The sequence below is a fragment of the Kitasatospora terrestris genome (assembly GCF_039542905.1).
GTDB classification, from domain to species: domain Bacteria; phylum Actinomycetota; class Actinomycetes; order Streptomycetales; family Streptomycetaceae; genus Kitasatospora; species Kitasatospora terrestris.
This window is the reverse complement of sequence record NZ_BAABIS010000001.1, coordinates 237,596-249,392: the sequence shown is the minus strand read 5'-3', so window position 1 is coordinate 249,392 and position 11,797 is coordinate 237,596. Positions and strand designations below refer to the sequence as shown.

Here is an 11,797-nt window from a genome sequence, read left to right as displayed (position 1 = left end):
GGGAGCCCCGGGTTCAGCGCTGCCCGACGCCGTTGAGCAGGTAGTCGACGCGGGCGGCGGTGTTCTCCGGGTCGAGCCGGTCGGTGCCCAGGAGCAGGCGGTAGTAGATGGGGCCGAAGAGCAGCTCGACGATGGTCCGGGTGGGGACGTCGGTGCGGAGCTGGCCCGCCCGGACGGCCGTGTCGAGGCGTTCCTGCCAGCGGGCGATCCGGGGCTCGAAGAAGCTCTCGCGCAGGTCCTCGGCGAGGCGGGGGTCGCCCTGGGCGTCCGCCACCAGGCCGCGCCACACGGTGCCGAGGTCCGTGCCGAGCATGTGCGTGACGGCCTGGGCCGCGACGGTGATGTCGGCGGCGACGTCGCCGGTGTCCGGCACCCGACCGGCCGGCCCCGTCAGGTCGTTGAGCGCTTCGAGGACGACGGCGGCCTTGCTGGGCCACCAGCGGTAGATGGTCTGTTTGCCGACCCCGGCGGCCTGGGCGATGGCCTCCACGGTGACCTTGGTGTAGCCGTCGCGGGTGGTCAGTTCCAGCGCTGCGTCGAGGATGGCGCGGTGGGACCGCTGGTTGCGCAGTTCCGGGTTCGGTGCGGGAGGCATGCCTGGATTCTCTCACGAGACGCCACGTATCGTCTTGACATGGCCGGTGCCCTCCGTGAAACATGGCTGATGCGAGACGAGACGTCGCGACTCGTATTCGTTGGAAGTGAGCGCCGGACGCCCCGGAGCGCAGTCTCCGAGGCGTCAAGTGCCCGTCACTCTGGGGGATTCCATGGACGAACGCACGACCCCTGCGCCTCGTTCCGCAGTCACGGACCTCGCCGGCCGGGGCGCCCGACACCCCTGCACGCAGGGGGTGCCCTTACACCGCCCGCACCGGGCCCGCCGCGAGATCGGCGGCTCCTGGCAGGGCTGACACCCGATCGGATCCGCAGGGGGCCGGTCGGCCCAGGCGAGGGGGACCGGTCGGCTCTGGTGGGTCGGCCGGCGGCGGCGGGACCATCGAGGCGCGCGAGGCGCGCTCCCGCCGCGCATCGCCGGCCGAAGGATGGTGAGAACCGTGGACGAGATCGGTCGAGCGGGCTGGTTCGGGATCGGAGTCGCCGGCATGGCACTGGCCGGAGCGGCCCACGCCGTGGTCGGGGTCGGGCGCATCGCCAGGGAACTCGTGCGCTCGCCGGGCGGAGACGACCGGGACCCGGTGACGGGTACCTCGGTGGTCCGGGCGGTCAGCGGCACGGGAGGCTGGATCCTCTTCGGCGCCCTCGTCCTGGCGGGCGGGGCCCTCCACCACGTGATGGCCGGCACCGGAGCCGTCGTGATGGAGGCCGTCCACGTGACGGCCGAGGGAGCCGCTACTGGGCGACCGTGAAGACCACGTGGCTGCCCGCGTCCGCCGCCTCCCGGAAGAAGACCACCAGGTCGGTGAAGTTCGCCCAGGTGTAGGCGAAGTCCTCGTCGCCGAACTCCGGACCGTAGTCCTCGACGTCGATCTGGTCGTAGCCCGCCCTCAGCGCCTCGCGGCCGACCCCGGCCACGGCGTCGGCGACGTCGCGCACCTGATCCGGGGTGAGCAGGCAGACGATCCAGTCGTCCCCCTCGTGGAGCGGGACCCCGCCCAGGACCGCGGCGTTCAGCGGGTAGCTGCCGTTCTCGAAGCCGAGGCAGCCGTCGGTCAGACTGCGGTGGATCGCGTCCCACGCCTTGTCGGTGTCGCAGTGTCCGACACCGACCGCCTCCTCCTCGATCTCCTCGACCAGCGCGACGACCTGCCCGTCGTCGGCGGCCGCGAGCAGGCGGCCGGCGGTCGTCGCATCGATGGCGAAATGCACTCCCAGGGTCATGCCGCCCACCGTACGCTCTCAATGATCAACACATGATCGGCACGGGAACGTCGAAGGAGCTGCGCGCATGGACCTCGCCGGGAAGACCGTGGTGGTGACCGGGGCCGGGCGCGGATTCGGCAGGGCGCTCGCGCTGCACGCGGGACGGAAGGGAGCGCGCCTGTTCCTCTCCGCCCGCACCGTGGCCGCTGCCCTGAAGACCGCCGAGGAGGTGGCGGCCGACAGTGGCGCACGGGCGGACGCGTTCGCCTGCGACCTGGCCGACCCCGCCACCGTACGGGCCTTCGCCGAGGGCGTCGCCGCCCGCACCGACCGGGTCGACGTGCTCGTCAACAACGGCGCCCGCTACCTCGCGGGCCCCGACCTGTGGGACGCCGACGACGAAGCGATCACCGACACCGTCGCCTCCGGCGCCACCGGCACCCTGCTGGCGGTCAAGCACTTCCTGCCGCTGCTGCGCACGTCCGGGGGCGCCGACGTGGTCAACCTGGTCTCCTCGGCCGCGGAGCCCCGGGACCACCGGTCCCAGGCGCACCCCGCCTTCTACGCGGCCAAAGCCGCCCAGGCCGGATTCGCCGACATCCTCTCCCACCGGCTCCGCCCCGAAGGCATCCGCGTCATCTCCCTCTACCCGCCCGACTTCACCGACGGCGACCCGCTCCACCCCGCCTGGGACGAGGCCTCCCGCACCGCGAAGGACCCGCTGACCGCCCAGTCCGTCCTCGACTGCGTCCTCTTCGCGCTCGGCCAACCACGCGACTGCTTCATCCGCTCCTTCCACTTCGAGCAGCTCTGACCCCCACTCACACCCGGCTCACAGCTGGTCGGTGGCCTGCCGGGAGATCCCCTCGAAGAACTCCTGCGGGTCGGTGGCCAGGTCGAACCGGTCGGACCAGGAAGCCGCGGTCGACATCCACCCGCGCCCTGAGCCGGTCACGGTGAACAGACGGCCGCCGCGGTCGCCGGCGAAGACCGTGGCGGGCCCTTCATCGGTGATCGCAACGGACCCGTACGCGCGGACGTGCTCCGCCCCCGTCCGTCCGTCTGGCAGCGCCTCGCCGCCCGGTGGCGAGGGGACGGCGCCACGGGTGCCTGACCTGCGGGCGGGGGTCGTTCCGGTGCCGGTGGGGATGGGTAAGGGGCCGGGCATGGAGAAGCGCGAGGTCGTGCCCGAGAAGGTGGCGTGGGTCCTGATGCGCGGCGGCCGGGTCCTCGTGACGCGCTGCCACGGTCTGGACGTCTTCTACTTCCCCGGCGGGAAGCGGGAGGCGGGGGAGTCCGACGCCGAGACCCTGGCGCGTGAGATCGACGAGGAGCTGCGGGCCCGGATCGACACGGCCACGATGGTGCACGTCGGCACCTTCGAGACGCGGCGGGAGTCCGACGGCCGCGCCGAGTTCCGGATGATCTGCTACACGGCCGAGCACACCGGTCCGCTGGTCCCCGCGAACGAGATCGCGGAGCTGGACTGGTTCGGTCACGCCGACCGCGCGCGGGTGTCGCCGGTGGACCGGATGGTGTTCGACATGCTGCACGCGTCCAGCCGGCTGCGCTGACCATCCCGGCCGTTCCCGTGAGGGGAGGAGGTCGGTCGTGCAGCGACCGGTCGCGCACGCTGCACCGGCGGACGGCCGCCGCACCCCACGCCCCGAGGTCGGCGCCCGCGACCCCCGCGCGGCCGGGCCGGAGCGCGGGAAACGCCGGTCGGAGCCTCTCGTTGCCGTACAGGGCCCGCGTGCTCACGGTGCTGCGGACGAGGCCGGGGCACCGGCGCCTGGCTGCGCAACCAGGACGGACTGCGATCCGACGGCAGCTTGACCGAGCAGCGGCTCGCCCTGCTGGACGCGCTCCACGAAGCCGCGCCCGTGGGCGCCCCCAGGACCGGGCGCGAACCCGTGGGCACTGCGACCGGGACCGGCTGACCGGACGCCGCCCCCCGCGCGGAGGGGCTGCGCCCGGTCGGCGGTGCGGGCGGTCAGCGGGCCGCGCGGGTGGCCCGCTTGGCGGTGGTCGTCTTCTTGGCGGTGGCCGCGGTCTTCCGCGCCGGCGCGGTGGTCTTCTTCGCGGCGGTGGCAGGCTTGGCGGCGCTCGACTTCCTGGTGGTGGCCGTCTTCTTCACGGCGGCCTTGGCGGTGGTGGTCTTCTTGGCCGGCGTCGCCTTCTTGGCCGTCGCCGGTGCGACCGCCGTGGTGGTGCGCTTGGCGGTGGTCTTCTTGACGGTGGTCCCGGCCGCCGTCGTCTTCTTGGCCGCGGCCGCCTTGGTCGGTGCCGCCTTCTTGGCGGCGGCCTTCTTCGCCGGGGCCGCGGCGGTCGCCGCGGTCGTGCGCTTGGCCGCTGCGCGCTTGGTGGTCGTGGCGGTCGTACCGCCGGGGGTCAGCGAGCCCTTGGGGGCCTTCATGATGGACGGCCCCTGCTTGGGGAGCTTCTTCGCGCCGGAGACCAGGTCCTTGAACCCCTGGCCGGGGCGGAAGCGGGGGGTGGTGGTCTTCTTCACCCGAACGCGCTCGCCGGTCTGCGGGTTGCGGGCGTAGCGGGCGGACCGCTGGACGGACTCCAGGGTGCCGAAGCCGGTGACCGACACGCGCTCGCCGGCGACCACGGCACGCACCATCACGTCGAGGACCGCGTCGACGGCGTCCTCTGCCGCTGCCCGGCTGCCGAGTTGGCCTGCGACTGCTTCGACGAGCTGGCCCTTGTTCATGGTGACGTCTCCTTGGTGGGTTTTGATAACGATTTGAGCCGTTTTCGCTTTCACGGTAATTCGGAGTTCGCAATTTCGCCTCCGCACGCGGTCGCGCCGGACGGCGAGTTGGTGTCCAGACCCACCCCAGAACCGCCCACCAGGTCGAGTTCCGCCCTCTCCCCGGCCGGATTGCGCGGCAGAGACTCCGGTCATCTGCCCTGCCGCCCAACGGGGTTGGCGCGGGGGCGCTCGGCGCGCAGTGGTCCTGGCGACGCGATGCCGGCCCCGGACGAGACTTTTCACGGATGGACGACAGGACGACCGTCCGTGCCGCCCTGACGCTGCTGACGGAACCGGTCGAACAGGCCGGAGTCGGCGAGTTCGGCGGACATGAGTTCGACGGATGCGAGTTCGGCGGGGGCGAGGCCGTGCTCTACGGCTACGGCCCCGATGCCGCCGCCCTCTTCGCCGTCACGGCTCCCGTCCTGCGTGAGCTCCCCCTCCGCCCGGCCCGGCGGACGATCCAGCAGCGATCCAACGGCGCGGGGACCTGCGACGGAGGAACGGAGCAGCGAGATCAGCGGGCGGCGTCGGCCTGGTCCCCGTTGCCGAACCACCAGTCGACGCCGTCGACACCCGCAGCCCACCGGTCCATGACCCGCGCGATCGCCGGCACGCCGACCGCGCGGCCGACCGTGACGACCGCGAAGCGCAGGTCCCCGGGCGCCTCGGCAACACCGCCGAGCCCACCGATCGCGCGCCGCAGTTCGGTGAACTCCTCGGCAGTGAGGTCGCCGCTCCGAGCTGCCTGGACGCACAGGTTCGGCCCCGGTTCGACAAGCTCGAACCGTCCGTCGTCGCCGACGCGAAGCACGTCGCCGGCCGCACACCCGAGCACCAGACCGGGGCTCCCGGCGAGCTCGAACACGCCGGACGCCAGGAGGAGCGCCGGCAACACCTCGAACACCGGCCTCCCCTCGCTGTGGCCGGCCAGAAGCCGTACATGGGCGTGGGTCGGCGGCTGGGGTTCGAGCGACATGCCGGTGATCGTCCCACACGACGCTCGCCGTACGGACGGCCCGGTGTGCCTGGTGGCCCAGCCCCCCACGGTCGGTCGGATCCGGCGTGGTGAACGGACCACCGCGGCGAGCAGGCCGCGTCCGGCGTCCGCCAGGGCGCCTGCCGTGCAGGCCGGGTGCCGTGACGGCCCGGAGCCATCCGACTCCGCCGGCGCCTGCGTCAACGCCCGGCCGGCGCTTGGTCTTCGCCCGTACGCGGTCGCGCGGCAAGCCCCGGCAGCGGGCCGGCTCCCCGGTTGGTTCGTTGCCGGATCGATATCCGTCACGCCTCTGAGCAGGCGATCTCCGTGAGAGCGTGTCCTGAGGCAGCAGGCGGATCGGGACGGAGAGCGGGTGCGGATGACCGGGGCTCCCGTGCTCGGGCCGCTCGAGTGGAGCGGCGACCGTTGGACGATCGGCGACCCGACCGCCCGCCGCGCGCAGTACCTGACGCTGGACCCGGAAGGCCTCGCGGCCTGGAAGGGCGGCGGCCGGACGGAGGTCGTTCCCTGGCGCCGCTTCATGGAGCTGCACCTGCCCGCCGAGCCGACCCGCCTCGACAACTCCCGTACCCTGGCGGTCCTCGCCGACCTCGCCCTCAACCTCAACGGCTTCAGCCGGTTCGGTGGCGGACCGGCCGGGGTGGGCGCCACCCTCCGGCACCCGTACGAGTACTGGGGCGCCGACTTCTCCCATCACGCCCGCCGCTACAGCCGCTACTCCGTCGGCCTCGCCTCGGAGCTGCTGGCCCAGACCGTCGCTTCCGCCCGCCCCGAACGCCTGGGCGACCCCGCCTGGGTCCGCGCGGTGGTCACCGCCCTCGCCCCGCTCCGCGGCGGCTTCCGCGGCCCCCGGGCCCGGACGGCGGTGGCCGCACACCTGAACGGATCGGTATGACCAATCGCCAACCCGACTCCCGGGCCTTCTCCGTCGCGTCCCGGGTCTTCCTGGTCGTGGCACCCGTCTGGTACTTCTTCGACGGCGTCTTCGGGTCCGGGCCCCGGGCCTGGCTGAAGATCGCGTTCGCCCTGGTGATGGCCGCCGGAGGCATCGCCGGTCTGGTGCTGCGCCACCGGAAGCAGCAGCCACCGGCGGAGAGGTGACGGGTTCCCGCCGGGGCCTACCACCCGTCGGGCGTCGCCGGCTATCCACAAATGTGCGGTGACCCGTTCGCGAAGCGGATAGTCCCGTGATCACCGCTCGGGGATTCTGGACACCGACAGGGCCTTTGGCATGTGGTGGTCATCAAGTGCGGTGGGGGTAGGGCGTGCGGAGCGACAGCGGGGACCGGCGTGACACCTGGGGCCGGGGCGGTCGGGCCGACACCATCTGGACCCTCGCCGGCCGCAACGGCGACGCGTAGGACGCGGGGGCGCCATCGACACCCCGACCGACCAACCGACCAATCGACCGACCGACCGACCGGACGCGTCGGCCGCCGAGCCCCGCTCGCGGCGGTGGCCCGCGCCCCGGGCCGTCGCCACCCCGCGTCGACCGTCCCCGGCCGGGAGCCGCCGCCCGGTCATGTGCGCGCCACCGTGCCGATACGATGCCGCTGACCAGGGGAACTACGGTGGGGGAGCGGGGATGAGGTTCGCGATACTCGGAACGGTCGCGGTCTCCCGCGACGGAGTGCCGGTCCCGCTCCGCGCGCCCATGGCCCGGGGCCTGCTGGCCACCCTGCTGCTGAACGCCAACCGCCCGGTGCCCGCGCACCACCTGGTCGCCGCGCTGTGGGGCGGCAGCCCGCCCGCCACCGCCACGGCGTCACTGCACAACCACGTGATGCGGCTGCGCCGCACCCTCGGCGCGGCCGGGGCCGACCCCGAGCTCGTCCAGCGGGTCCACGACGGCTACCTCATCGCCGTGCCACCGGGCCGGCTCGACCTCGACGAGTTCACCGAGCACTGCCGGCTGGGCCGGCAGGCGCGGGCCGAAGGCCGCTGGGCCGACGCCGCCGAGAGCCTCTCCGACGCGCTCGCGCTCTGGCGCGGCGAACCGCTCGGCGACCTGCCCGGCTCCGGCGCGGAGACCGCCGGCGTCGGCCGGCTGCGCGAGGCCCGGCTGCAGGCCGTGGAAGGGCTGGCCGAGGCGCGGCTGCGGCTCGGCGAATACAGCACGGCGATCGCCGAACTCGGTCCGGTCGTCCGCGAGCACCCCTGGGTCGAGGTGCTGCACGGCCAGCTGATGCGGGCGCTGTACGGCGCCGGGCGCCAGGCCGACGCGCTGGAGGTCTACCGCGACCTGCGCCGCGAACTCGCCACCGAACTCGGCATCGAACCCTCGCCCGCCCTCCAGCAACTGCACCAGCGGATCCTGGACTCCACCGTCGAGGCCCTCGCCGCGGCCGCCGACCGGCTTCCCGCGGCGCCCCCGGCCCCGGTCCCGGCCCCACCGGCCCCACCGCCCGCGCCGGTCCGACCGGACGCGCCGGTGCCGCGCCAACTGCCGATGGTCACCCGTTTCTTCGCCGGCCGCGCCCCCGAACTCAAGCAGCTCGCCGGATGCGTCGCCGAAGCGGGTGATCCCGGCGCGGCCGGGATCACCACCATCTCCGGCACCGCGGGCGTCGGCAAGACCACCCTCGCCCTGCACTGGGCCCACCAGGTCGCCGACCGCTTCCCCGACGGCCAGCTGTACGTGAACCTCCGCGGCTTCGACCCCACCGGGCAGCCGATGCCCGCCGAACAGGCCGTCCGCGGCTTCCTCGACGCCCTCGGCACCGCGCCCGGACGCGTCCCCGCGACCCTGGAGGCCCAGACCGCGCTCTACCGCAGCCTGGTGGCCGGCCGCCGACTGCTCGTCGTCCTGGACAACGCCCGCGACGCCGAACAGGTACGCCCCCTGCTGCCCGGCAGCACCGGCTGCCTGGTCCTGGTCACCAGCCGCTCCGCGCTCACCAGCCTGGTCGCCGTCGAAGGCGCCCAACCCCTCACCCTGGACGTGCTCACCGTCCCCGAGGCGACCGAACTGCTCACCCGCCGGCTCGGCGCCGAGACCGTCGCCGCCGAACCGGACGCGGTCGCCGAACTGATCGGGACCTGCGCCCGGCTGCCCCTCGCCCTCGGCGTCGCCGCCGCCCGCCTCGCCATGAACCCCGCGCTGCGCATCGCCGACATGGTCGACCGGCTCGGCGACGTCCAGCACCGGCTGCCCGCACTGAACGCCGGCGACACCAGCAGCGACGTCCGGACGGTCTTCTCCTGGTCGTACGAGCAACTCGGCGAACCCGCCGCGCGCCTGTTCCGGCTGCTCAGCGTCCACCCCGGTCCCGACGTCTCGGAGACCGCCGCCGCCCGCATCGCCGACCTCTCCACCGGCCGGGCCCGCACCGCCCTCGAGGAACTCGCCACCGCCCACCTGCTCGCCGAACACGCACCCCGCCGCCACCACTTCCACGACCTGCTGCGCGCCTACGCCGGCGACCTCGCCCGCGAACTCGACGACGAGGACCGGCGCCGCGCCGCCACCGAGCGGATGCTCGACCACTACCTGCACACCGCGTACGCGGCCGAACGCCTGCTCAGCCCCGCCCGCGACCCCATCACCCTCACCGCACCCCGCCCCGGCGCGGCACCCGACCGGATCGACACCGTCGACCGGGCCATGGCCTGGTACGACGCCGAACGCCGCGTCCTGCTCGCCCTCGGCCCGGCCGCTGCCGCCGCCGGCTTCGACACCCACGCCTGGCAACTGCCCTGGGCCGTCCTCACCTACCTCTCCCGGCGGGGCCTGCGACACGACCTGCGGGCCGGCCAGCTCGGCGCCCTCGAAGCAACCCGCCGACTCGGCGACCCGCGCGCCGAAGCACTCGTCCACCGCCACCTCGGCCAGGCCTGCCGCGGACTCGGCGACCTCGACGCCGCCCACACCCACCTCCACCGGGCCCTCGCGCTGGAACGGGAACTCCACAACCCGAGCGGCCAGGCGGCTGTCCTGCACAGCCTGGCGCTCTGGCACGAACAGCGCGCCGAACACGCCGAGGCCCTCCACCACGCCCAGCACGCCCTCGACCTCCACCGCACCGCCGGCCACCTGCCCGGCCAGGCACGCCTGCTGAACGCCGTCGGCTGGTACCAGACCCTGCTCGGCAACCACCGGCAGGCCATCGCCGACTGCCGCGAGGCCCTCGCCCTCCTGCGCGAGAGCGGCGACCGCTACAGCGAAGCCTGCACCCTCGCCAGCCTCGGCCACGCCCACTGGCAGACCGGTGACGCCCAGCCCGCCCTGACCCACTACCGCGAGGCCCTCGCCCTCCACCGCGAACTCGGCGCCCGCCCGCAGGAAGCCCTCGCCCTCGCCGAGCTGGGCGACATCCACCACGCCACCGGCGACCACCGGTCAGCCACCGACCACTGGCGCGCCGCCCTCGTCATCCACGCCGAACTCGACCACCCCGACGCCGACCGCCTCCGCACCAAACTCGCCGCCCTCCGCCACCACCCGGCCGGATAGCGCCCGGACGGGCCTGTGGCGGCTCCTCGTGCACGAGGACGAAGGCGCGCGCAGCCGGCATCCGCGGCCATCGCGGATTTGCCGGAGCGGCAGACGGCGTACGGCCGACAGCGGGAGAATCGGCCGATGGAAGCGATACCGAGCCTGTCGGCGCCGATGGAGACCCGCCTGGCTGAGTACACCGAACTGCTGAGTGCGGGCTTGCTTCCCGTGTACTCCCTTCCAAGAGTGGCACGGGATGTTGAGCGGGCCGTACTCGACCGGGCATGGTCCCATGCTGCAAACCCGTACGGCGGGCACCGACTCTACGTCCTGTCAGTGGCTGGGTCGCACCGCCGCGTGAAGATCGGGCAGGCGACGGACGCACGAGTCCGGATCGCCACGCATCAGAACGAGTACCACGTGAACGGGCACGGCCTGGTCGACGCGTGGATCTCCGATCCGCTTCCGGACGCAATCGCCGCCGAGCGCGCGGTGCGTGCTCTGTTGCGTCTCCTCGATGTCAGCGCAGGGCACCGCAGGGAGGAGTACCCCAACGCGCCCTTCGCTCTGATCCGCGGGGCAGCCATCACTGTGACAGATCCCGTGTCTGCCGATCGGCAGCGAGACCTCGAGTGAGTCCGCTCCGGTGGTGAGGTGGCCCGCGGCGTCGTCCGGCTTCCGCACCTCCGTGGGAGCACGCCCGGCCTGCCCACCGCAGAGGGTGGGCAGGCCGGGCCGGGTGGTGGCGGGTCAGGGGGCGGGGCGGCGGCGGAGGGCGGGTGGGAGGTAGCCGGTGTCGCGGGAGGAGAGGGTGGTGCCCGGGGGGACGATCTTGTCGATGGCGTCGAGGACGTCCGGGGGCAGGGGGGGTGGCGGCGGCGCCGAGTTGGTCCTCCAGTTGGGCGAGGGTGCGCGGGCCGATGATCGGCGCGGTGACGGCGGGGTGGGCGAGGACGAAGCCGAGGGCGAGCTCGACGAGGGTGAGGCCGGCCTCGTCGGCGAGGACGGCGAGGGCTTCGACGGCGGCCAGCTTGTCGGCGTTCTCGGCGCTGCCCAGGTCGAAGCGCCCGGGTTGGCGGTCGGCCCGGCTGGAGTGCGGCTGGGCCCCGCCCGCGCGGTAGCGGCCGGTCAGCCAGCCGCCGGCGAGCGGGCTCCACGGGATGACGGCGAGCCCGTACCGCTGCGCCACCGGGAGGACTTCGGCTTCCACGCCGCGGGCGAGGACCGAGTACGGGGGCTGCTCGGCCACGACGCGTTCGCGGCCGCGCCGCTCGGCGGTCCACTGCCCCTCGACGATCCGGGACGCCGGGAAGGTGGAGGTGCCGATGTACCGGATCTTGCCCTGGCGGACGAGGTCGGTCAGGGCGCCGAGGGTCTCGTCGAAGTCGGTGTCCTCCTCGGGGCGGTGCACCTGGTAGAGGTCGATGTGGTCAGTGCCGAGGCGTTCCAGGCTGGCCTCGACGGCGCGGTGGATCCAGCGGCGCGAGTTGCCGGACCGGTTGACGTCCTCGCCCATCCGGCCGTGGAACTTGGTGGCCAGGAAGACGTCGTCGCGCCGGCCGGCGAGGGCCTTGCCGACGATCACCTCGGACTCGCCCCGGGAGTAGACGTCGGCGGTGTCGACGATGTTGATTCCGGCGTCCAGGGCGCGGTGGACGATGCGCACGCCGTCCTCGTGGCTGGGGTTGCCGAGGCCGCCGAAGTTCATCGCGCCGAGCGCGAGCGCGCTCACCTGGACGCCGGTGCGGCCGAACGGCCGGTAGGGGATGGTCATGCGGGA

Annotated in this window: 11 protein-coding genes and 1 pseudogene; 7 read left to right on the top strand and 5 right to left on the bottom strand. The window is 73.7% G+C overall.

Annotated elements, in window-relative coordinates:
* Positions 1-13: 13 nt before the first annotated feature.
* On the bottom strand, positions 14-595 hold the full coding sequence (locus ABEB06_RS01165) for a TetR/AcrR family transcriptional regulator (protein WP_345694855.1): 582 nt from the start codon (positions 593-595) through the stop codon (positions 14-16).
* 460 nt (positions 596-1,055) lie between these two features.
* On the opposite strand from ABEB06_RS01165, the gene ABEB06_RS01160 reads away from it, so the two are divergent.
* Positions 1,056-1,367 (top strand): hypothetical protein, encoded by a 312-nt coding sequence (locus ABEB06_RS01160; protein WP_345694854.1) that lies wholly within the window; start codon positions 1,056-1,058, stop codon positions 1,365-1,367.
* Here the strand turns inward: ABEB06_RS01160 and ABEB06_RS01155 are convergent.
* Positions 1,351-1,839 (bottom strand): YfbM family protein, encoded by a 489-nt coding sequence (locus ABEB06_RS01155; RefSeq protein WP_345694853.1) that lies wholly within the window; start codon positions 1,837-1,839, stop codon positions 1,351-1,353. The genes ABEB06_RS01160 and ABEB06_RS01155 overlap by 17 nt on opposite strands.
* Before the next feature lie 67 nt (positions 1,840-1,906).
* Here ABEB06_RS01155 and ABEB06_RS01150 point away from each other — a divergent pair, with 67 nt between their 5' ends.
* Positions 1,907-2,635, top strand: a complete 729-nt coding sequence (locus ABEB06_RS01150; protein ID WP_345694852.1) for an SDR family oxidoreductase — start codon at positions 1,907-1,909, stop codon at positions 2,633-2,635.
* 352 nt (positions 2,636-2,987) lie between these two features.
* A complete protein-coding gene (locus ABEB06_RS01145; protein ID WP_345694851.1) occupies positions 2,988-3,395 on the top strand; it encodes an NUDIX hydrolase in 408 nt (135 codons plus the stop codon).
* A 419-nt stretch (positions 3,396-3,814) separates the two neighbouring features.
* Here ABEB06_RS01145 and ABEB06_RS01140 read toward each other — a convergent pair whose 3' ends face one another.
* Together ABEB06_RS01140 and ABEB06_RS01135 are read right to left on the bottom strand one after the other, a co-directional pair.
* Positions 3,815-4,540 carry an HU family DNA-binding protein gene (locus ABEB06_RS01140; protein ID WP_345694850.1) on the bottom strand — a complete coding sequence of 242 codons (726 nt, stop codon included), beginning with the start codon at positions 4,538-4,540 and terminating at the stop codon, positions 3,815-3,817.
* A gap of 559 nt (positions 4,541-5,099) precedes the next feature.
* The gene (locus ABEB06_RS01135; protein ID WP_345694849.1) at positions 5,100-5,561 is read right to left on the bottom strand and encodes a DUF4265 domain-containing protein; all 462 of its coding nucleotides are present in this window, start codon (positions 5,559-5,561) and stop codon (positions 5,100-5,102) included.
* Positions 5,562-5,940: 379 nt separating this feature from the next.
* Here ABEB06_RS01135 and ABEB06_RS01130 point away from each other — a divergent pair, with 379 nt between their 5' ends.
* From ABEB06_RS01130 to ABEB06_RS01115, 4 genes are all read left to right on the top strand, one after another.
* On the top strand, positions 5,941-6,477 hold the full coding sequence (locus tag ABEB06_RS01130) for a hypothetical protein (RefSeq protein WP_345694848.1): 537 nt from the start codon (positions 5,941-5,943) through the stop codon (positions 6,475-6,477).
* A complete protein-coding gene (locus tag ABEB06_RS01125) occupies positions 6,474-6,683 on the top strand; it encodes a hypothetical protein (protein ID WP_345694847.1) in 210 nt (69 codons plus the stop codon). Before ABEB06_RS01130 ends, ABEB06_RS01125 begins: the two co-directional genes overlap by 4 nt.
* A 484-nt stretch (positions 6,684-7,167) precedes the next feature.
* A complete protein-coding gene (locus ABEB06_RS01120) occupies positions 7,168-10,035 on the top strand; it encodes an AfsR/SARP family transcriptional regulator (RefSeq protein WP_345694846.1) in 2,868 nt (955 codons plus the stop codon).
* 126 nt (positions 10,036-10,161) lie between these two features.
* Positions 10,162-10,653 (top strand): GIY-YIG nuclease family protein, encoded by a 492-nt coding sequence (locus ABEB06_RS01115; protein WP_345694845.1) that lies wholly within the window; start codon positions 10,162-10,164, stop codon positions 10,651-10,653.
* A 114-nt stretch (positions 10,654-10,767) separates the two neighbouring features.
* Here ABEB06_RS01115 and ABEB06_RS01110 read toward each other — a convergent pair.
* Positions 10,768-11,791, bottom strand: a pseudogene (locus tag ABEB06_RS01110) (aldo/keto reductase).
* Positions 11,792-11,797: the final 6 nt, after the last annotated feature.